Origin of the sequence: Halomonas sp. PAMB 3232 (assembly GCF_031954225.1) — a bacterium.
GTDB lineage: Bacteria > Pseudomonadota > Gammaproteobacteria > Pseudomonadales > Halomonadaceae > Vreelandella.
In genome coordinates this window covers 2,718,962-2,739,585 of record NZ_CP134865.1, presented here as the reverse complement: position 1 = coordinate 2,739,585, position 20,624 = coordinate 2,718,962, and the positions used below count along the sequence as shown (strand labels likewise).

Annotated in this window: 20 protein-coding genes; 11 read left to right on the top strand and 9 right to left on the bottom strand. The window is 61.4% G+C overall.

What is annotated here, in order from left to right; all coding sequences use genetic code 11:
* Positions 1-41: 41 nt before the first annotated feature.
* On the bottom strand, positions 42-896 hold the full coding sequence (locus RN346_RS12575) for a DnaJ domain-containing protein (protein WP_263586486.1): 855 nt from the start codon (positions 894-896) through the stop codon (positions 42-44).
* Positions 897-1,053: 157 nt separating this feature from the next.
* On the opposite strand from RN346_RS12575, the gene RN346_RS12570 reads away from it, so the two are divergent.
* Complete coding sequence (locus RN346_RS12570; RefSeq protein WP_263587289.1) at positions 1,054-2,484, top strand: hypothetical protein; 1,431 nt, start codon at positions 1,054-1,056, stop codon at positions 2,482-2,484.
* 63 nt (positions 2,485-2,547) lie between these two features.
* Here the strand turns inward: RN346_RS12570 and RN346_RS12565 are convergent, their stop codons facing one another.
* From RN346_RS12565 to RN346_RS12530, 8 genes are all read right to left on the bottom strand, one after another.
* Positions 2,548-3,675: an aminotransferase class V-fold PLP-dependent enzyme gene (locus RN346_RS12565; protein WP_311961289.1), complete on the bottom strand. Its 1,128-nt coding sequence runs from the start codon at positions 3,673-3,675 to the stop codon at positions 2,548-2,550.
* 104 nt (positions 3,676-3,779) lie between these two features.
* A complete protein-coding gene (gene cdd, locus RN346_RS12560) occupies positions 3,780-4,184 on the bottom strand; it encodes a cytidine deaminase (protein WP_311961288.1) in 405 nt (134 codons plus the stop codon).
* Positions 4,181-4,918, bottom strand: coding sequence for a purine-nucleoside phosphorylase (gene deoD / locus RN346_RS12555; protein ID WP_311961287.1), 738 nt, complete (start codon positions 4,916-4,918; stop codon positions 4,181-4,183). The genes cdd and deoD overlap by 4 nt, the downstream gene beginning before the upstream one ends.
* A 28-nt stretch (positions 4,919-4,946) precedes the next feature.
* Positions 4,947-6,185: a phosphopentomutase gene (locus RN346_RS12550; RefSeq protein ID WP_263586490.1), complete on the bottom strand. Its 1,239-nt coding sequence runs from the start codon at positions 6,183-6,185 to the stop codon at positions 4,947-4,949.
* Positions 6,185-7,519 carry a thymidine phosphorylase gene (deoA, locus tag RN346_RS12545; RefSeq protein WP_311961286.1) on the bottom strand — a complete coding sequence of 445 codons (1,335 nt, stop codon included), beginning with the start codon at positions 7,517-7,519 and terminating at the stop codon, positions 6,185-6,187. The genes RN346_RS12550 and deoA overlap by 1 nt, the downstream gene beginning before the upstream one ends.
* A 2-nt stretch (positions 7,520-7,521) precedes the next feature.
* On the bottom strand, positions 7,522-8,310 hold the full coding sequence (deoC, locus tag RN346_RS12540) for a deoxyribose-phosphate aldolase (RefSeq protein WP_311958432.1): 789 nt from the start codon (positions 8,308-8,310) through the stop codon (positions 7,522-7,524).
* Positions 8,311-8,465: 155 nt separating this feature from the next.
* Positions 8,466-9,749 (bottom strand): NupC/NupG family nucleoside CNT transporter, encoded by a 1,284-nt coding sequence (locus tag RN346_RS12535; protein ID WP_252106554.1) that lies wholly within the window; start codon positions 9,747-9,749, stop codon positions 8,466-8,468.
* Positions 9,750-9,785: 36 nt separating this feature from the next.
* On the bottom strand, positions 9,786-10,634 hold the full coding sequence (locus RN346_RS12530) for an outer membrane protein OmpK (RefSeq protein ID WP_263586493.1): 849 nt from the start codon (positions 10,632-10,634) through the stop codon (positions 9,786-9,788).
* 279 nt (positions 10,635-10,913) lie between these two features.
* On the opposite strand from RN346_RS12530, the gene RN346_RS12525 reads away from it, so the two are divergent.
* The 10 genes from RN346_RS12525 to RN346_RS12480 all read left to right on the top strand — a co-directional run bounded on the left by RN346_RS12525 (position 10,914) and on the right by RN346_RS12480 (position 20,529).
* Complete coding sequence (locus RN346_RS12525; protein WP_311961285.1) at positions 10,914-11,681, top strand: DeoR/GlpR family DNA-binding transcription regulator; 768 nt, start codon at positions 10,914-10,916, stop codon at positions 11,679-11,681.
* Positions 11,682-11,961: 280 nt separating this feature from the next.
* On the top strand, positions 11,962-12,951 hold the full coding sequence (cyoA, locus tag RN346_RS12520) for a ubiquinol oxidase subunit II (RefSeq protein ID WP_263586495.1): 990 nt from the start codon (positions 11,962-11,964) through the stop codon (positions 12,949-12,951).
* A gap of 3 nt (positions 12,952-12,954) precedes the next feature.
* Positions 12,955-14,931 carry a cytochrome o ubiquinol oxidase subunit I gene (cyoB, locus tag RN346_RS12515; protein ID WP_263586496.1) on the top strand — a complete coding sequence of 659 codons (1,977 nt, stop codon included), beginning with the start codon at positions 12,955-12,957 and terminating at the stop codon, positions 14,929-14,931.
* Positions 14,931-15,551: a cytochrome o ubiquinol oxidase subunit III gene (gene cyoC / locus RN346_RS12510; RefSeq protein WP_263586497.1), complete on the top strand. Its 621-nt coding sequence runs from the start codon at positions 14,931-14,933 to the stop codon at positions 15,549-15,551. Before cyoB ends, cyoC begins: the two co-directional genes overlap by 1 nt.
* A gap of 1 nt (position 15,552) precedes the next feature.
* The gene (gene cyoD / locus RN346_RS12505) at positions 15,553-15,882 is read left to right on the top strand and encodes a cytochrome o ubiquinol oxidase subunit IV (protein ID WP_252106560.1); all 330 of its coding nucleotides are present in this window, start codon (positions 15,553-15,555) and stop codon (positions 15,880-15,882) included.
* A complete protein-coding gene (gene cyoE / locus RN346_RS12500; RefSeq protein ID WP_263586498.1) occupies positions 15,840-16,760 on the top strand; it encodes a heme o synthase in 921 nt (306 codons plus the stop codon). The genes cyoD and cyoE overlap by 43 nt, the downstream gene beginning before the upstream one ends.
* A 259-nt stretch (positions 16,761-17,019) precedes the next feature.
* Positions 17,020-17,934 (top strand): DMT family transporter, encoded by a 915-nt coding sequence (locus RN346_RS12495; RefSeq protein WP_311961284.1) that lies wholly within the window; start codon positions 17,020-17,022, stop codon positions 17,932-17,934.
* Positions 17,934-18,128 (top strand): hypothetical protein, encoded by a 195-nt coding sequence (locus RN346_RS12490; protein WP_311961283.1) that lies wholly within the window; start codon positions 17,934-17,936, stop codon positions 18,126-18,128. Before RN346_RS12495 ends, RN346_RS12490 begins: the two co-directional genes overlap by 1 nt.
* Positions 18,129-18,296: 168 nt before the next feature.
* Positions 18,297-19,358, top strand: a complete 1,062-nt coding sequence (locus tag RN346_RS12485; RefSeq protein ID WP_311961282.1) for an HlyD family secretion protein — start codon at positions 18,297-18,299, stop codon at positions 19,356-19,358.
* On the top strand, positions 19,348-20,529 hold the full coding sequence (locus tag RN346_RS12480; RefSeq protein ID WP_263586501.1) for a DUF2955 domain-containing protein: 1,182 nt from the start codon (positions 19,348-19,350) through the stop codon (positions 20,527-20,529). Before RN346_RS12485 ends, RN346_RS12480 begins: the two co-directional genes overlap by 11 nt.
* The last annotated feature ends 95 nt before the right edge of the window (positions 20,530-20,624 follow it).

The following is a 20,624-nucleotide window of genomic DNA, read 5'->3' as shown; positions in this document are numbered from 1 at the left end:
GTTTGGTGGCGTGTCTTGCTCAGTCGTATCGTGCGGTGTCGTCAGGTGCTCGCCTTGATCAGATAATCATAGGCGTTTTTGATCCGTTGAAAACGCTGCGAGGCGAGCGCCACGTGGTGCTCGCTTTTGGCATAGGCACGGTCCGGGTGATGGAGCTGCGCCAGGCGTCGATAAGCGCGACGGATCTCCTCACGCGTAGCGCCGGGGGAAAGGCCCAGCACCGCCAGCGCCCGGCGGCTTTTGTAGGCGCCGGAAGGGTCATGGGCACTGTTGGAGGCGCGCTCGGAGCGGTCGCGCTCGCGGCGCGCCTGCTCGTTGGCCTGCTCGGCTCTTTCCCGCGCCTTTTCCCTTTCGCGGGCGCGCTGCTGCTCGGCCTGCTGTTCGGCCCGGGCGCGCTCGGCCTGGGCCTGCCGAAAGGCGGCGTCCTCGCGCAGCCAATAGTCGCTTCGGCTGATGTCTTCGGCCGGTGTGAGCGCGTGACCGGTCAGCTCGCCAAAAAGCGTGGCGAGCGCGGCGGGCTCGAAGGCCAACACGTCGGCTAAAAAGCGCAGCACGTAGTGGTTGGAAGGCGATAGCGTGCCGTCGTCGGTGGCAAGCCCGATGGCTTGCTGCAGGATGGTGAGTCGCCGCGCCGGGGTCGACTCGCTCTGTACGACCTCGGCGGCCAGCTGCAGCGCGCTCACGTCCTGCTCGCCGGCGATTTCGAGCAGCTGTTTGAGCCCGGTAGCGTAGCGAAACTGCGCGCCGGCTCGGGCCAAACGCTGAAGTCGCTGGGTCGGCGAGAGCTCCGGGCGCTTGCACAGCACCCAGGCCAGCAATAGCAGCGCCGCCGACTCCACCCGGCTACGGCTTTCGATCAGCACACGCTCGAAACGAGAGAAGCGGGCGGCGGGCATTCGGGCTCCCTGCGGTGGTGAAGAGTCAACGAGCAATACTCGCTTGCCCCTTGATCGATGGCAAGCCCCATTCTGGTCTATGCTAAGAGATCATTAACCAGGTCAATGCCTTAAAGAGCCGCTGATGCGCTCTTGCCGCGAGGGAGTCCGCGCCCAGGTGATCAACGTCGAGCGTAAAAACAGCTTTCAGCTTAGCCTGACCCGGCGGCTGAAAGAGGAGACGTCGCATACGCTGGATGTTTATCTGTTCGTTCCCGGCGAGCTTGGACTGAGCACCCAGCTGGTGAGCGAAGACGCCTTTTTCCACAGCGCCCTTCATGTCTCGCGCACCTATTACAGCGACCAGTATCACCTGCCGCTGGTGCACAGCCGTTTGGCGAGCCGCAACCGGCTGGGTAGCGAATCCTATCGACTGAGTTTGAGCCTGTACGCCTACCAGTACGTGCTCGCCCTGGAGCAGGCAGTACAGAAGGTGCTGGCGGATACCCGCTCACTGCGCCTCGACAAGAAGGAGCCGCTGACGGATTCCGAGCGCGAAGAGCGTCAGGCGCTGATGGACAAGGTCGACGAGGTCAACGAGCTCAGCGAAGGCATTCTCAAGCGGCTCCGGCGCAACGAGCCCAGCGACGAAACGCTCTACAAGTACTTCGCCAACATCGATAACTACCTCTCCTGGTTCACCGAGCAGCAGCGTTTGGCTCTGGTGGCGCACCTGCCGCGGGGTGGGGTTTTCAACCCGGTGCGCGCCCAGCTGATCGCGCTTTGCGAAGTCGAAAACGCCCACCGGCGCGAGCGTCAGTACAACGCCGAGCGGGTCATGGCCGACCCTACCCGCATATCCAACAAGATGCGCCTGCTGCGCCGGCTGATCGAGTACCCGATCACCCTGAAACAGGAGTCTTTAGAGCTTGGGCAGAACGAGCAGCGCGTGGTCAAGGCGCTGGCAACGGCGGTCGTCATGGCGTTCGTGACGCTGGGAATCCTGCGCGTACGCGACGTGGTGGGCGATATCACCGCGCTGTTCGTGCTCGCCATGGCGCTTTTGTACGCCATGCGTGAGGTGTTCAAGGACGATCTGCGCAACACCCTATGGCGACTTCTGCGCAAGGGCCGGCCCAAGTGGCGCCGTCAGTACAAGGACGCCACGCGCGACGTGGTCGTCGGCCGCCAGCTCGAGTGGTTCAATTACAAGCGCTTCAAATCACTCGACGAGGAGATCAAGAACCTGCGCCACCGGAGCGTCACTCAGCGCGAGGAGCAGGTGCTGCACTATCGGTCGCAGTCACGTATGTCGCCCACGCGCTTTTTGAGTGGCTACGAACACACCCGCGAAACCCTGACGCTGGACATTTCGCTGCTCACCCGGCTGATGAGCAAGGGCAAGCACCATATCTACCGGTTGAAGGAGGGCCAGGCGGTGCGGGAAAGCGTCGAGCGTCGCCATTTGTTCAACCTGGTGATTCGCGAAACCGGCAGCGAAGATGCCCCGCACCTGGCGCGCTGGAAAGTAGTGGTCAGCCGCTCGGGAATCGTCGACGTCGAGCGGGTCGATGAGGCCATCGCCCCTGCCAACGAAAAGCGCCCCTGAGGGCGCTTCTCGACTTACGCTTCACTACTTACCGTTCGATACTTACCGTTCACGACTTTCCGCTCAGGTCTTTACCTGTTCGATCGCGCGCTCGAGCTTGTCGACGCTGCGCTCGGTGTGGTGCAGCTTGTCCAGGCCGAAAAGCCCGATGCGGAAGGTCTGGAAGTCGTCGCCTTCGTCGCACATCAGCGGCACGCCGCCGGCGACCTGCACGCCGGCCCCGGCAAGCTTGCCGACGATGCCGGCATCGTCTGTGTAGCTGACCACCACGCCCGGCGCCTGAAAGCCCTCGGCGGCCACGCTATCAAAGCCCTGGCGGGCCAGCATGGCGCGTACCTCCAGCCCCAGGTCGATCTGCTCCTGCTTCACCTTGTCGAGACCGTACTCGCGGGTCTCCTGCATGATGTCGCGCAGTGTCGTGAGCGCGTCGGTGGGCATGGTGGCGTGGTAGGCGTGGCCGCCGTTCTCGTACGCCTGCATGATGGCGTGCCACTTGCCCAGATCGCAGGCAAAACTGTTGCTTTGGGTGTTCTCCAGGCGCTCGACGGCGCGGCTTCCCAGCATGACCATGGCGCAGCAGGGCTGGCCGCTCCAGCCTTTCTGTGGGGCGCTGACCACCACGTCGACGTTCAGATCCTGCATGTCGACCCAGAGCGTCCCGGCGGCGATGGCGTCGAGCACGAACAAGGCGCCCACTTCACGGGCGGCACTGGCTACCTCGCGGATATAGTCATCCGGCAGCAGCACGCCCGCCGAGGTTTCAACCTGAGGGGCGAACACCACCGCGGGTTTCTCCGCGCGAATGCGCTCGGCGACCTCGGCGGCCGGCACCGGCGCGAAGGGCGAGCGGGCGTTTGCCGGGTCGAGGCGGCGCGCCTTGAGCGCGGTGTGGTCATCGGTCAGCCGGCCCATCTCGATGATCTGGGTCCAGCGGTAGCTGAACCAGCCGTTGCGCACGATCAGCACTTTTTCGTTCTGGGCAAACTGGCGGGCCACCGCTTCCATGCCGAAGGTGCCGCTACCGGGCACGATGACACTTGAATCGGCGTTGTACACCTCCTTGAGCGTGGCGGAGATATCACGCATCACGTCCTGAAAGCGCTGGGACATGTGGTTCAGCGAGCGGTCGGTGTAGACCACGGAGTATTCGAGCAGACCGTTGGGGTCGACGTTGGGCAACAGAGCCGCCATGGCGTTTCTCCTGAGACAGGCGAGAAGGAAAGGGGCCTCTCAGCATACGAGGATTCGAAAATCGGCGCCAGCCGGGGTCGGCCGGCGCCTGAGACGAGCACGCGTTAGCGCGGCGGCAACTGCTCGGGGCCGAAGGCATCCGGCAGCAGCGTCTCCATGGTGTAGGTCTTGAGCACCTCTCCGTCGCGGGAGACGACGTGGATTTCGGTCTCGGGCGTGGCGAACTCGCGGATGCGCTGACGGCAGTCGCCGCAGGGCGTACACAGGTGCTCGCCCGGGCCCATCACAAAAACGCGGGCAAGCGTTCGCTTTCCGCCGGTCACCATGGCGGAAAGCGCCGACCCTTCGGCACAGATGCCTTTATAGTGCGCTACCTCGACGTTACAGCCGACGAAACGCTCGCCGTCCGGCGTCTCCATTACGGCGGCCACCGGGTGGTCGGAGTAGGGTACGTAGGCGCGCCCGAGCGCCTGGGTGAGCGACTCGAGCAGAGTGGTTTCTACCTTCATGCTTTCTCCGTGGCGTGCATGCCCTTGTCGCGCAGTACGGCCTCGAGCGCGACGGTCATCATGTCGTTGAAGGTGTTCTGGCGATCGGCACTCGAGAGCGAGTCGCCCTTGAGGATGTGATCCGAAACGGTACAGATCGTCAGCGCCCGGGCACCAAACTCGGCGGCGACGCCGTAAAGCCCCGCGGCTTCCATCTCCACGCCGACGATGTTGAAGCGCTTCATCAGCTCGGCCATGTGCTCCTGCGGGTTGTAGAACAGATCCGCGGAGAAGATGTTGCCCACCTTGACCGGCACGTTTTGCGCCTTGGCGGCGGCGACGGCGTGGCTCGCCCACTCGAAATCGCCAAGGGCGGCGAAGTCGTGGTCGTTGAAACGCATACGGTTGACCTTGGAGTCGGTGCTGGCGCCAAGGCCGATCACCACGTCGCGCACGTTGACGTCGTCGCGTACCGCTCCACACGAGCCTACGCGAATGATCGATTTTACCGCGTAATCGGTGATCAGCTCCTTGGCGTAGATCGACACCGACGGAATGCCCATGCCGTGGCCCATCACCGAGACGTCCACGCCCTGGTAGGTGCCGGTGAAGCCGAGCATGCCGCGCACGTCGTTCACCTGACGCACGTTCTCCAGATAAGTCTCGGCGATGTACTTCGCCCGCAGCGGGTCGCCGGGCATGAGCACGGTATCGGCGAAATCGCCGGGTTCTGCGTTGATGTGCGGCGTTGCCATGAAAACTCCTTGAGTCACCGGTTGAAGATCACGCGACGCGGGGCAAAAAGCTCTCGCCGTCGTCGAGGGCGCGCAGTACGAAGTAGTCAGCCAGGGTCTGGCCGATATCGGCGAAGGTATCGCGCTTGCCAAGCGGGCCCGGCGTAAAGGTGGCGCCATGCACCAGAATCGGCACGTATTCGCGGGTGTGCTCGGTGCCTTTCCAGCTCGGGTCGCAGCCGTGATCCGCGGTCAGCACCAGCAGATCGTCCTCGTCGAGCGCGTCCAGAAGCTCCGGCAGGCGGGCGTCGAAGTGCTCGAGTGCGCTCGCGTAGCCTTTGATATCGCGGCGGTGGCCGTAGAGCGAGTCGAAATCGACGAAGTTGGCCATGATGAAGGTTGGCTTGTCGCGGCTATCGGTACGTGCGATCTCGCCAAGCGTTGCCTCCATCAGCGCGTCGTGGCCGCTCGCCTTCACCTTGTGGGTGATGCCGCAGTGGGCGTAGATATCGGCGATCTTGCCGATCGACACCACCTCGCCGCCGGACTCCTGGAGCTTTTGCAGCACCGTTGGCGTCGGCGGCTCGATGCTGTAGTCGCGGCGATTACCGGTGCGCTCGAAGCTATCGGCGCTCTCACCCACGAACGGGCGGGCGATGACCCGACCGATGTTGTAGGGCTCGAGCAGCTCGCGCACGGTTTCGCACAGCGCGTAAAGGCGCTCGAGACCAAAGTGCTCCTCGTGGGCGGCGATTTGAAACACCGAGTCCGCCGAGGTGTAGACGATCGGCTTGCCGGACTGGACGTGCTCTTCGCCCAGGCGCGCGATGATCTCGGTGCCCGAGGCGTGGCAGTTACCGAGCGTGCCGGGAAGCTCGGCTTGGTCCTTGATTTTTTCCAGAAGCTCCGGCGGGAAGCTCTGCTCTTTATCGAGGAAGTAGCCCCAGTCGAAGCGCACCGGGACGCCGGCGATCTCCCAGTGCCCGGAAGGCGTGTCCTTGCCGCTGGAGATCTCCTGGGCGTGGGCGTAAGCGCCGGTCAGCTCCTCGGGAAGCTCGACGCCTTCGGCCACGGCGCCGGTGGCGTCACGGTGGGCGTGGAAAAGCCCGAGCTTGCCCATGTTGGGCAGCTTCAGGGGGCCGCATCGGTCATCGGTATCCGCCTCGCCACGCGCGCAGGCGGCGGCGATGTGACCCAGGGTGTCGGCGCCTTCATCGCCGAACGCCGCGGCGTCTGGCGCCGAGCCGATGCCGAAGGAGTCGAGTACCACTACAATCGCGCGTCGCATTAGGCTTCTCCTCTAAAGGTGTCCTGAATCAGCGTGTCGGCGTCGACAGCGCTCTGGCCCAAAATGATCGCGGCCTTGAGCTGCTCGGCGGCGCGGTTGGCGGCCTCTTCGCTCGCCGCGTGCACCATTGCCAGCGGCCGATCAGCATCGACGCGAGCACCGATTTCTGCAATCGCGCTAAAGCCAACGCTGTGATCCACCCTGGCGTCGTTACGCAGGCGCCCGCCGCCGAGCTCGACCACGCTCATGCCCACCGCGCGGGTGTCGATGCGGTTCACGATGCCGGCCTCATCGGCGTAGACCGGCTTCACTACGTTCGCTTTGGGCAGGTAGTGCTCCGAGCGCTCCATGAAGTCGTTCGGGCCGCCGAGCTCGGACACCATGCGCGCAAAAATTTCGGCAGCGGCGCCGGAGTTCAGCGCTTTTTCGAGCATCGAGAGGGCTTCATCGCGGCTGGCGGCGAGCTTGCCGGCCATCAGCATCTCGACGGCGAGTTCGCGGGTGACCTCCATCACGCGGCTATTGGCGCGCTCGCCGCGCAGAAGCGCCAGTGTCTCGACGATTTCCACCGCGTTGCCGGCACACGGCGCCAGCGGCTGGCTCATGTCGGTCAGAAGCGCGGTGGTCGGCGTGCCGGCCTGGGTGGCCACGTTGGCGATGCTCTCGGCAAGCTCGCGGGATTTTTCCGGCGTCGGCATGAAGGCGCCGCTGCCGACTTTCACATCCATCACCAGCGCGTCGAGGCCCGAGGCGAGCTTCTTGCCGAGGATCGAGGCGGTGATTAAGGGAATCGACTCCACCGTGCCGGTCACATCGCGTACGCCGTAAATGCGCTTGTCCGCCGGCGCCAGGTTGCCGGTCTGGCCGATGATGGCGACCCCGGTGGATTTCACTACCTGGCCGAAGCGCTCGGGAGCAGGGTAGGGGTCGTAGCCGGGAATCGATTCGAGCTTGTCGAGTGTGCCGCCGGTGTGGCCGAGCCCGCGCCCGGAAATCATCGGCACGAACGCGCCGCAGGCAGCGACCCAGGGGCCGAGCACCAGGGACACCAGATCACCGACGCCGCCGGTGGAGTGCTTGTCGACCACCGGTCCTGACAGGTTCAGTGAATCCCACTGCATGACGTGGCCGGAGTCACGGGTGGCGGTGGTCAGCGCGACCACTTCCTCACGGCTCATGCCGTTGAGGAAGACCGCCATGGTGAAGGCGCCGATCTGGGCATCGCTGATGCGATCGTCCGCCACGCCCTGAACGAAGTGCTTGATCTCATCAAAAGGCAACGCCTGGGCGTCGCGCTTGAGGCGGATGAATTCCTGGGGGAGCAGGTGTGCCATGATTAGTAGCCTCCTTCTTGTGTCGCGGCATCGGCGTCAGGGTTCAAGGTCATCAGCACGTCACCCAACAGGCTCGAGGCACCGAAGCGAAAGTGCTGCGGGGTGATCCAGTGCGGACCCATGATGTCGGCGGCGAGTTTCAGGTATTCAGCGGCCTCTTCGACGGTGCGCACACCGCCGGCGGCCTTGAAGCCGACATCCTGGCCGCTCTCCTTGATCGCGCCGAGCATGATCTCGGTGGCTTCAAGCGTTGCGTTAGTAGCGACCTTGCCGGTGGAGGTCTTGATGAAGTCGGCGCCGCCTTCGATGGCGAGTTCGCTGGCGCGCTTGATCAGTTCGGGCGTTTTCAGCTCGCCGGTCTCCAGAATGACCTTTAAAAGCGCCTGACCGCCGCAGGCTGCCTTGCACATTTCGACCAGCTCGCGGCCGGTCTCTTCGTCGCCGGCCATCAGCGCGCGGTAGGGGAAGACCACATCGACTTCGTCGGCGCCGGAGGCCACGGCTTCGCGGGTTTCCCGCGCCGCGCCCATGATGTCATCGCCGCCGGCGGGGAAGTTGGTGACCGAGGCGATCTTCACCTGATCTTTCAGGTTGTGCGCGGTGAGCGCGCGGGCCGCGGTTACGATGAACTGTGGGTAGACGCAAATGGCGGCTGGGGTCCCGACCGGGGTTTTGACCATCTGGCAAAGCGACTCGATGCGCGCATCGGTGTCGTCGTCGTTGAGGCTGGTGACGTCCATCAGGGCGAGCGCTTGTTTAGCGGCTTGAATCAGGTCGGAAGAGGCAGTCATGGCGTTCTCACGTTGGTGTTGAAAAAAATGGGGTATTAAGAAAATTGGTGTCAAGAGAAACAGTGTAAAAGCATGCGCACGAAAAGCAGGCCGGTAAAAAACGAACGGGCACTGCGCTTGGCCGTGCCCGTTCAGTTTAGCGCCTGAGACAGGGCTTATGCCGCGACATTACCCAGGGCGATGAAAAAGCCCGCGATCGACGCCGACATGAGATTCGAAAGCGTCCCCGCGAGTACGGCTTTGACACCGTAACGGGCAATCTCGTTGCGCCTTGTCGGCGCGATACTGCCAAGCCCGCCCAGCAAAATGGCGATCGAGGACAGGTTGGCGAAGCCGCACAGCGCAAAGGACAAAACGGCCTGCGTATGTGGCGTCATCATCTGACCTGTCGCGGCCACCACCTGTTCCCCATCGATGTAGGGCGCCAGGTTAATGAACGCGACGAACTCGTTGACCACGATTTTCTGGCCGATGAAGGAGCCGGCAAGCGTGGCCTCGGACCAGGGAACGCCGAGCAAAAACGCCAGCGGGGCGAAGAGCCAGCCAAGAATCAGCTCCAGACTCAGCGACTCGAAACCGAACCAGCCACCGACTCCGCCCAGAATGCCGTTGACCAGCGCGATCAGGCCGATGAATGCCAGCAGCATCGCGCCCACGTTGGCGGCCAGCATCAGCCCGGAGCTTGCCCCGGAGGCTGCGGCGTCGAGCACGTTGACCGGCTTGTCCTCCTGCTCCTTGAGCTCCTCGTCCACTTTGGTGATGCTATCGGCATCCTGGTTGTCCCGGGTTTCCGGCATGATCAGCTTGGCGAACAACAGCCCGCCAGGGGCGGCCATGAACGAGGCGGCGACCAGGTACTCCATGGGAATGCCGAGCTGGGCGTAGCCGGCGAGCACCGATCCGGCGACCGAGGCAAGCCCGCCGCACATCACGGCAAAGAGCTGCGACGGCGTCATGCGCGCGATGAACGGGCGCACCACCAGCGGCGCCTCGGTCTGGCCGACGAAGATGTTGGCCGTGGCCGAGAGCGACTCGGTGCGTGAGGTGCCGAGTGCTTTCTGCAGTGCACCGCCCAGAATCCGGATGATCCACTGCATGATCCCCAAGTAGTAGAGCACGGCAATTAATGAGGAGAAGAAGATGATGACCGGCAGAACGCGCACGGCAAAGACGAAACCGATGCTTTCGACGTCCGCCAGACCCCCGAACAGAAAGTCGATACCGTCGTTGGCGAAGACCAGCACCTGGCTCACCCCGGCGGAGATCGTCTCCAGAAAGACCTGGCCGAAGGGAATGTAAAGCACGAACGCCCCGATCCCCGCCTGAATGGCAAAGGCGCCGAGCACCGTGCGCAGGCGTATGGATTTGCGGTCATAGGAGAAAATCAGGGCGATGATCACCAGGGTGGCCATACCGACCAGGCTCATGAGGAGTGTCATAAGGAGATCCCTTAAATTCGCGAGGCACGCCTCGGGTTACAGGAAGTTGAGCTTGACCGTATAGATCATCGCATTTTGATACACGTTCGGCGCGCCCAACTTGTTGTCCGAATAGCGGTACTGAATGCCGGTGGTGATCAGATCCGCCGGATGCCACCAAAGACCTACCGCGCCGTTGGTGCCGGTGCTGCCCGCGGTGCCGTTCACGTAGTTCTGCTCGAGGTAGTCGCTGTCACGATCGAAGGTTTGCTCGTGCCAGTTGGTGATGCCAAAGCCCTGACCGAACGCGGTGAAGTCGTAACCCGCGACCCAGCCGGCCATGTAGCCGTTCATGCCCGTGTAGCCGTCGCTTTGCACCCGCGCCGGGCCGATGAAGGGCTTGAACCAGAAGCCGTTATCGAAAGTGGCGCGATAGCCGAAGCCGAGGATCTGATCCTGCTCGCGGCTATTGAAACCGTAGTCGCGGAAATCGTAGATGTGGGCGTAGACCGAGAAGGGCGTGTCACCCAGGTAGATGTGCGAGGTGACCTTGCCCGCGGTGCGAAAGTTATCCTGACCGTTGCTCGATTCGTCGAACTGATCGTTGGTCGGGTTCTCGAAATCGAAAAAGCCGTAGAATTCACCCCAGCTAAAGCCCACACCGCCTTCGAGCTCTACATAGGTGAAATCGCTTTTGGCGGCGTTGCTCGCCGTGCGACGCTCGGTGCCGTTGGACCAGTCCAGGTAGTTGACCGAGACGTTGCCAAACGACCAGAGCCGGTCGAGGGTTTGCGGCTCGGGCTCATCGGCCAGTGTGGGAGAGGCGATCAGGGCGCCGGCGAGTAGCGTCAGGGCACCACGGGTTACCGTGCGCTGTGAATCAAGGGTAAAGCGTTGAGCAGTCATAAGGCCTCAAATGGTCGAAATAGCGCCGCCGCGCTCTGTTTTTATAGAGTACGAAATCGATATGCGCTGAGAGTGTGATCATCGGTGCGGGCTGGCGGATGTTATAATTATAACATTCAGTGTTATTCCTTTAACACCGATTTGCAACCGGCGTTTGCAGGCATTGCTTGTTAGGCACGATTGCAGGCATCTTTTGAACGCCGTATCTACAAACAGTATTGATAAAAAGTATGTACAAACCGTGTTTGCGATCATGGTTCGAGCGAGGTCAGAAACAGCATGAGCGATCGTCGTGAGGAGCGACTCACTCTTTTAAGAGAAGCGCTGGTCAACGAGGGGACGCTGCATCTGCGCGATGCGGCGACGCTCTGTGGCGTGAGCGAAATGACCATCCGGCGCGACCTGCATACCTGCTCGCAGTCGATCAGTCTGATTGGCGGGCGGCTGATCAAAGTGTCTCCCCAGGCGAGCGCCTATGATCTCATCGAACAGCAGGCGCTGGGGTATCCGGCCAAGTACCGGCTTTGCCAGCGTGCGCTTTCGTTCATCGACGAGGGCGATACGCTATTCATCGATTGCGGCTCGACGCTTTTACCGCTGCTGGGTTTTCTGGCGCGTTTCAAGGCGCTCACCGTCGTCACCTACGCGCTCAACGTGGCCACGAGCGTGGCCAAACTTCCCAACGTGCGGCTCATCGTTTTGGGAGGGCTCTACTACCCCGCGTCTCAGTCCTTTGGGGGAGAGCGACTGGCGGAGCAAATCCGTGGTCTTGGCATCAACAAGGCGCTGATAACGGCGGCCGGCATCGACGATGACCAGGGCGTAAGCTGCTTTCATTTTCACGAAGTCGCGCCCAAAAAGGCGGCCATCGCGACCGCTGAAAAGCGAATTTTACTCGCCGATACGCGCAAAATGGGTGTTGTTCGACCGGCCTATTTTGCTACCCTTGGCGACTTCGATGTATTGGTGACAGATGATGAGCAGGTTTCAAAGCGATTTGAGGCCGGCTTGGCCTCTATGCCGGACATCGCAATCACCTGGCCTTAAGCGCGATCACTAACGGTTTTAAACGAGCAGGGTGCGGCAATGCGTCGCTTTCTGCGCGCACGTAATCGGTAGAAAATGTTCGTGCTTGTGTTTGTGCGTGAAACGCACGCCAGGTTCGCTACCAACCCCATGCGGTAGCGCATATTTTTCCCGGTGTTATCAGGCGTTGCTCTAGTGCCCTGGGAAAAATATGGGGTGCTAGTTGGTCTGCTATATGGCATATCGTTTGGCTTGCTGTCTGGCGACTAGTTTTGAAACGCAACTCTGACGAGATCGCACCATGCAACAACCCTCCCAATGGCGCAGGCGTGGCACTTTCTTCGTGCTCCTCGCGCTGTGCTTGCTCCTTGCAGGCTGTAGCTCGGCCCTGATGGACCCCAAGGGCGATATTGGTGAAGCGCAGCGTTCGCTGATCTTGAGCTCCTTTGGCTTGATGATGATCGTGGTCATTCCGGTCATCGTGCTGACGGTCGCTTTCGGCTGGCACTACCGCCGTAGCAACACCGTGGCACAGTACCTGCCGGATTGGGCGCACTCCAACTTGATCGAGGCCATCGTGTGGCTGGTGCCCGTGGTCATCGTTGCCATTCTGGCGGTGATTACCTGGCGCTCTTCTCACGAGCTCGACCCGCACCGTCCGCTGGAAAGTGATGAGCCGACCCTCGAAATCCAGGCGATCTCGCTGGATTGGAAATGGCTGTTCATCTACCCCGAGCAGGGCATCGCCACGGTCAACGAAGTCGCTCTGCCGGTCAATCGCCCGGTACGCTTTCGTGTGAGCTCCGGCTCGGTGATGAACTCGCTGTTCATTCCGCGCCTGGGAACTCAGATCTACGCGATGGCGGGTATGGATAACGACGTTCACCTCGTTGGTAACGAAATCGGCACCTACTGGGGTCGTTCGACCAATTACAGCGGCGCAGGTTTCGCTGGGATGGTCTTCGATGCGCTGGTGACCTCCGATGAAGACTTCGAGACGTGGGTAGACCAGGTGCGCGCCGAGGGTGAGCCGTTGACGTATCCCGAAGGCTACTCCGAGCTTGCCGAACGCTCCTCGTTCGTCGATGTCCGGTACTTCTCGGATGTGACGCCGGAGTTCTACGAGCGGCTAGTAAGCAGTTTCCATACGGGAACCGACCCTGAGACGGACACGCAGGACGCAGACCGTGCACCGGCCGTTGATACCAATGAAGCCTATCAATCGACCGACAACCAAGAGGGTGAGCGATCAGATGACGATGAGCTCATCAGCAACGAGGCGGGAGGGTAAGCCGTGTTCGGTAAATTAAGCTTAGAAGCAATCCCCTTACACGATCCTATTATTGTGGTCGTGGGTTTGGGAATGATTGTGGGAGCCATCGCGCTGTTAGGCGCACTGACTTACTTTCGTAAGTGGGGCTGGCTCTGGAATGAGTGGTTCACTTCGGTAGACCACAAAAAACTCGGTATCATGTACTTCATCGTGGCCCTGGTCATGCTGCTGCGCGGCTTCGCCGACGCCATCATGATGCGTAGTCAGCAGGCGCTGGCCGCTGGCGGCTCGATGGGCTTTTTGCCGCCGGATCACTACGACCAGATCTTCACCGCCCACGGCGTGATCATGATCTTCTTCGTGGCGATGCCGATGGTCATCGGTTTGATCAACCTGGTCGTACCGCTACAGATTGGCGCGCGCGACGTTGCCTTCCCGTTCTTGAACAACCTGAGCTTCTGGCTGTTCGCCGTGTCGGCGGTTTTGATCAACGTTTCACTGGTACTGGGCGAGTTCGCCAAGACCGGTTGGTTGGCCTACGCGCCACTATCGGGAATAGAGTACAGTCCCGGGGTCGGCGTGGATTACTGGATATGGGCACTACAGATATCCGGTATCGGTACGACGCTGACCGGTATCAACTTCTTCGTCACCATCCTGAAGATGCGTACCAAAGGCATGACGCTGTTCCGCATGCCGATCTTCACCTGGACTGCCCTGTGCGCCAACGTGTTGATCATCGCTTCGTTCCCGATTCTGACCGCGACCATCGCGCTACTGACGCTCGACCGCTACTTTGGTATGAACTTCTTTACCAACGAGCTTGGCGGCAACGTGATGATGTACGTCAACTTGATTTGGGCATGGGGTCACCCGGAAGTTTACATCCTGATTCTGCCGGCGTTCGGTGTCTTTTCTGAAGTCATCGCGACCTTTGCGCGTAAGCGTCTGTTTGGCTATCACACCATGGTTTGGGCAACGGTTGCGATCACCGTGCTGTCGTTCATCGTTTGGTTGCACCACTTCTTCACCATGGGGGCAGGGGCCAACGTTAACGCCTTCTTCGGCATCATGACGATGATCATCGCCATTCCGACCGGGGTTAAGGTCTTCAACTGGATCTTCACCATCTTCCGCGGTCGTCTGGAGCTGACTTCGCCGGTGCTGTGGACGCTGGGCTTCATCATCACCTTTACTCTGGGTGGTATGACCGGTGTCATGCTGGCGCTGCCGGCGGCGAACTTCGTGCTGCACAACAGCCTGTTCGTTATCGCGCACTTCCATAACGTGATCATCGGCGGCGTTGTATTCGGCATGCTGGCGGGTCTGACCTACTGGTTCCCGAAAGCCTTCGGCTTCACGCTGAGCGAGAAGTGGGGCAAACGCTCCTTCTGGTTCTGGATCACCGGTTTCTACACCGCGTTCATGCCGCTTTACGTGCTGAGCTTCTACGGTGCGGCGCGCCGCATGCAGTCCTACCCGAACGCCGAATGGCAGCCCTGGATGATCGTGGCTTGGGTCGGTTCGGTGCTGATCGCCTGTGGTATCGCGTGTACCATCATTCAGTTCTACGTCAGTATTCGTGACCGCAAGCAGAACCAGGATGTGACCGGCGACCCGTGGGATGGTCGTACGCTCGAGTGGTCCACCTCTTCACCGCCCCCGTTCTACAACTTCGCGCACGAGCCAGTGGTCGGTGATATCGACAGCTTCTGGACGCAAAAGCAGCGTGGCATCGAGCAGGCTGAAGAGAAGGACTACCAGGACATCCACATGCCGAAGAACACCTGGGCTGGCCCGATCATCAGTGTCTTCGCCATGATCTTTGGTTTTGCGATGATCTGGCACATCTGGTGGCTGGCGATCGTCGGCGCCGTGGGTACGCTGGTGAGCTTCCTCGCGCGCGTTTTCAACGACGACATTGACTACTACGTGCCGGCCGCCGAAGTCGAACGGATCGAGCAGGCGCACCTCAAGCGTTTGGAGGCACATTCGTAATGGCGACAGATACAATGCACCATGGCGCCCATGCCGATGAACACCACGATCATGATCATCATGACGTAGCGGGTACGAAAGTATTCGGCTTCTGGGTCTACCTGATGAGTGACCTGGTGATCTTCGGCACGTTGTTCGCCACCTACGCCGTGCTCATGAAGGGCACGGCGGGCGGGCCGAGCGGCGCCGATATCTTCGAGCTGCCGCTGATCCTGTTCGGCACCTTTGCGCTTTTGATCAGTAGTTTCACCTTCGGCATGGGCGTTCTGGCAATGAACGCCAACCGTGTCGGCCAGGTGAAGATGTGGCTGATCGTCACGTTCGTACTGGGCCTGATGTTTTTGGGCATGGAGCTCTACGAATTCCATCACCTGATTCATGAAGGCTACGGTCCGGATCGCAGCGCGTTCTTGTCGGCGTTCTTCACGCTGGTCGGCACTCACGGCCTGCACGTGACTTTCGGCATGATCTGGATTCTGGTGATGCTGGTTCAGCTTCAGACCAAGGGCATCAATCCTGCGACGCGTCCGCGCATTCTGTGCTTGAGCCTGTTCTGGCACTTTTTGGACATCGTCTGGATCTGCGTCTTCTCCTTCGTCTACCTGATGGGAGTGCTTTGAGATGAGTTCTTCTTCTAGCCAACCGTCGGCCGATCACGGCTCTACCAAGTCCTACGTACTGGGTCTGATCCTGTCGCTGGTACTGACGATCATTCCCTTCGGGGCGGTCATGATGGGGCTGTTCAGCACGCCGGTGACGGTCTGGATCATCGTGATCACGGCCGTGATGCAGATGCTCGTTCAGCTGGTCATGTTCATGCACCTGAACACCAAGTCGGACGAAGGGTGGGGCATGATGTCCTTCGTGTTCACTGTCTCTATTCTCGCCCTCGTGGTAGGAGGCTCCCTGTGGATCATGCATCATCTGCACATCAACATGATGATCGGCTAACCACGATGCCTAGCCGGCGGCAGGATCTGCTGGAACTGACCAAACCCGGTATCATCGGCGGCAATCTGATTGCCGCCATCGGGGGCTACTTCCTGGCCGCTCAGGGGCAGTTCGATCTGGTGACCTTCGCCGCCGTGCTGCTTGGCATCGCGCTGATCATTGGGTCGGCCTGTGCTTGCAACAATGTAATCGACCGGGATATCGACGCTTTGATGGCGCGCACGCGCCATCGCCCGCTGGTTCGCGGCAGCGTGTCGATCACCCAGGCGCTGGGGCTCTCGGCGCTTCTGGGCGTTTGCGGTGTGGTGTGTTTGGCGCTGGGCACCAACGGGTTGACCGTGGCGCTGGCCGTGATCGGCTGGGGCGTTTATGTGGGCATTTATAGCCTCTACATGAAGCGCCACTCCGAGTACGGCACGCTGGTAGGCAGCCTTTCCGGCGCGATGCCGCCGGTCGTGGGGTACTGCGCGGTGACCGGCACGTTCGACAGCGGCGCGATCGCGCTTTTGGTGATTTTCTGCCTGTGGCAGATGCCGCACTCCTACGCCATCGCGATCTTTCGCTACGCGGACTATCAGCGGGCATCGATTCCGGTATTGCCGGTGGTGCGCGGCATCAAAACCGCCAAGCACCACATCCTGGGCTACATCGTGGCGTTCATTCCCGCCTCGTTGGCACTGGGATTGGCAAGTCAAGCGGGCCTTGGCTATCTCTGCGTGGCGCTGGTGATGGGCTGCTACTGGCTCTACCTCGCGCTTCGCGGCTATCGCCTGACCGATGACGTTCGCTGGGCCAAGCAGGTCTTCGGGGTCTCGATTCTGACGATCACCGCCATGAGCCTGGTAATGGTACTCGAGGCAGTGGTACCGCTGGCCTAGGTCACGCGATCATCACCTGCACTAAAAAACGCCCAGGGGTTTCACCTTTGGGCGTTTTTCTTTGGGTACACAGGCCTACTCGAGTCTCGCTGACCAGTGCCGCACCTGCGCCACTGGATGACATCACCCGAGCGCGATCTGCAGGCCCGCTTACTCGATCATGCCGGTTCGCTGTGATTCTGCGCTGTTGCGCCGCGGCTAACCCTGTAACATGGCGAGTTTCATCTCCCGATTACTGACCCTGAGGCGACTCTTCGCTATGTCTTCGCTCTCTTCCCCGTTGCCGCGCAAGCTGGCCCTGGCGCTGCTGGTTACGGTGGCCTGCGCGTTCGCGGCCAATCACGTCTCTGCGCGGCTCGCCTTCGATAACGGCACCGGGCTGTTACTGGCAATCCTCACGCGCTCGGGCGTGGCCTGCACCATTTTGCTGACGCTGGTGGCAGTCAAGCGAAAACGGCTGTGGCTACCCAGGGCCGCCTGGCCCTGGCAGCTTGCGGTGGGGTGCTTGATCACCATTCAAAGTCTCGCGCTCTACTCCGCGGTCGCCAGGCTTCCCGTGGTGATCGCGCTGCTGCTCGCCAACACCTTCCCCATTCAGCTGGCGCTGCTCACCTGGGCGCTGGGCGGGGCGCGCCCCTCGCTCAGGCAGTGCGTGATCATGGGCACCATTTTGCTCGGGCTTCTGGTCGTACTGGATATCCCTGCCTGGCTGATCCAGGCCGAAACGCTCGGCAGCGAGTGGGCGCTGGGCATCGCCCTGGGGCTTCTTTCGGCCTTCGTGTTTTCGAGCGCGCTTTGGATCACCGAGCATCGCTTGGCGGGTGTGGGCAGTACGCTTCGAAGCCTGCTGACCATGCAGACGGTGTTTGTGGCAATGATCATTGGCGCGGCGCTTGGGGTGGTGCCCGGCGGCATGAGCTTGCCGGAAAACAGCCAGGGCTGGGTCGGGCTTTCGCTGCTGGCGCTTTTGTACGGCGCGGGGTTCTCGACGCTCTTGATCTGCGTACCTCGCTTGGATATGGCGCGCAACGCCCCGGTCATGAACATCGAGCCCGTGGCGTCACTGGTATTTGGCTATTTCGTACTGGGGCAAACGCTCGGGCCGGTGCAGCTATTGGGTGGCGCCGTCGTGGTCGGCGGAATCGTGATTCTCGGCCTTTCGAAAGTTCGTTGATGGGGGGCAATGCTCAGGCCCCGCCAATGGCGGACGGCTTTGGCAGCGGCCGCGAAGACGGTATCTCGTTTGGGGGCGGGGCCGAGGTCGACATCAACGATACCTTCGCGCTGAGCGCCGACCTGATGCGGTACTTGAGCCCGTCGGAGTACGATTTTGACGCCCTGAGCCTGGGGCTTCGCTACCGTTTTTAATCGGTGCGATGAAAAAGCGCCAAAGCGGCAAGTCCCACCTTCGCGTGGGGCTTTTTAATGGGCGAACGAACAGTCGAGCACATTGTTAGCACGCTAATTATGGTGTAGGCTAAGGTATTATTTGAACAGACCCCGTCCACGCCGGGGTTTTTTGACGAGTGAATCCCGATGTCTCCCGATCAGCGCTTTACCCGATGGGTAAGGGTAGCCCTGGCTGCCTTTGCCCTTTTGTTCGTCTATTTTCTGGTGGCCGACAGCTTCATGCCGCTGACCCCGCAGGCGCGCATCATGCGCCCGGTCACGCGTATTGCCCCGGAGCTGAGCGCGCCGGTGGTCGAGGTCGTCGTGCGCGATCATCAGCACGTCGACAAGGGCGACGTACTGTTTCGCCTCGACGCCGCGCCCTACGAGATCGCGGTGGAGAAAGCGCAGCTCAACGTCGAGCAGGCTGCCCAGGAGAACGACCGGCTGCAGGCCGACCTGGCCGCGGCGCGGGCCTCGCTAAGCGCAGCCCAGGCAAACGCCAGCGAGCTCAACAGCGAACGCGAGCGTGCGCAGTCGCTGGTGGGGCGCCAGAGCATTTCGCGCCAGCAGTACGAGCAGCGGGTCTCGGCGGCGAACACCGCCAATGCCGACGTGCGCGCCGCCCAGGCGAAGATTACGAGCCTGGAAGCGCAGCTCGGCGAGGAGGGGGATGCCAACCTGCGGCTGCGCCAGGCCCGCAACGCGCTGGCCAACGCTCAGTTGAACCTGGAGCGCACCGAGGTGCGCGCTCTGGAGGCGGGGCAAGTTACCAATCTGCAGCTTCAGGCCGGCGACTACGTTCAGGCGGGCCAGCCGGTGCTGGCACTGGTCGGAGGCGGCGTGGACATCGTGGCGGACTTTCGCGAAAAGAGCCTGCGCCACGTGCGCGTGGGTGACGAAGCGAAGGTCGTACTGGACGCGCTGCCCGGCCATATTTTCGCAGGCCACGTCACGGCGCTGGATGCCGGCGTGCGTGAGGGCCAGGTCAGCGCCAACGGTCAGCTTGCGGATATTCCCACATCTGATCGCTGGGTGCGCGATGCCCAGCGCCTGCGCCTGCACGTGGCACTCGACGCGCCGCTGGAAGAGATGCCGCCGAGCGGTGCTCGTGCAAGCGTTCAGCTTCTGCCCGGCGAGCATACGCTGGCGCACCCGTTCGCCTGGCTGCAGGTACACCTGATCAGCTGGCTGCACTATGTCTACTGAGCCGACCGAGCCCACCGGCACGAGCGATCTGGAGACCTCTCCGGAAGGCGCATCGACCGGCCAGAGCCGCACGAGCCGCTGGCGCGTCTGGTCGATCACGCCCTGGCGTAGAAAACGCGGTGAAAGCCCGCCGGCGAAAGGCGCCCGAGCGGCGATCCTCGATGAAAACGGCCTGCGTCAGTGCCTTCGCGTCGCCGGTGGGGCCACGATTGGCTTTGTGATCAGCAAGCTGATGGGCTGGAACTATGGCGTCTTCTTTACCGTGTTTCCGATGTTTCTACTCGGCATGGTGCCGCTGCTCAATGCCGGGATCATTCGCCAGTTTCTAGGCAACGCCGCTTTCAACGTGGTCGAGGTCAGCCTGATCATCGGCCTTTTGCAGCACATGCCGGTGGTGATGACGCTGGTGGTGCTGGGTATCTTCTTGTTTCGCTTCAACCTGATGGCGAAGGGGCCGCTGTTTCTGTACGGGGCCAACGGCGTGGTCACGCTCAGCGTTCTGCTGCACTTTGCAAGCTATCCAGGCGTGGATTTGAGCGAGCTTTTGGGGGCGAACCTTTTAGCGAGCGTGCTGGCGGTGATCATCGCCATGCTCATGCACACGCTCTTTCCCGACGTCTCGCCGCGCCAGCCGCCGCCACGCGTGGAGAAAACCGCCGCGCAGATTCGCCACGAAACCCTGCTGGGCGGCATTACCGCGACGCTATCGTTCGTCGTATTTCAAACCTTCGATCTGCGCGATTCGCTCTCCGCGCAGATGGCGACGGTGTTGGTGCTGTTTGCCATGGGCTACGCCGGGGCCCAGGTCTCCTCGATCAGACGGATCATCGGTACGCTCTTGGGCTGCAACATGGCGCTGTTGATCCAGCTTTTGCTTTACTCCCAGAGCCACCACTTTTTGCTGGTGATCGTGATCTACTGGTTGGGGTTGATGCTGTTCGCCCGCGAACACGTGCGCGAGGCCGGTGGCTCTGGCGTCGGGTTTGGCGGGATGACGACGCTGGGCATTTTGTTCGGTCAGTCGCTCGGGCCAAGCCAGGACCTTGTTTACAGTGCCCTTTATCGGTTCTCCTCCATGTTCGTAGCCCTCGCGGTGACGCTGATGGTCATGGCCTGCCTTCACTCATTGCTCAATGCATGGACGGCCACGGCGCTGCCAAAAAGAAATTGAGGCAACTTTTTTCGCACCGTCTACTCTAAGAAATACCTGCACTGCTGATAGACAACGACGTCTTCCTCGCATGCAGCGTATTTCCTACTAACGGA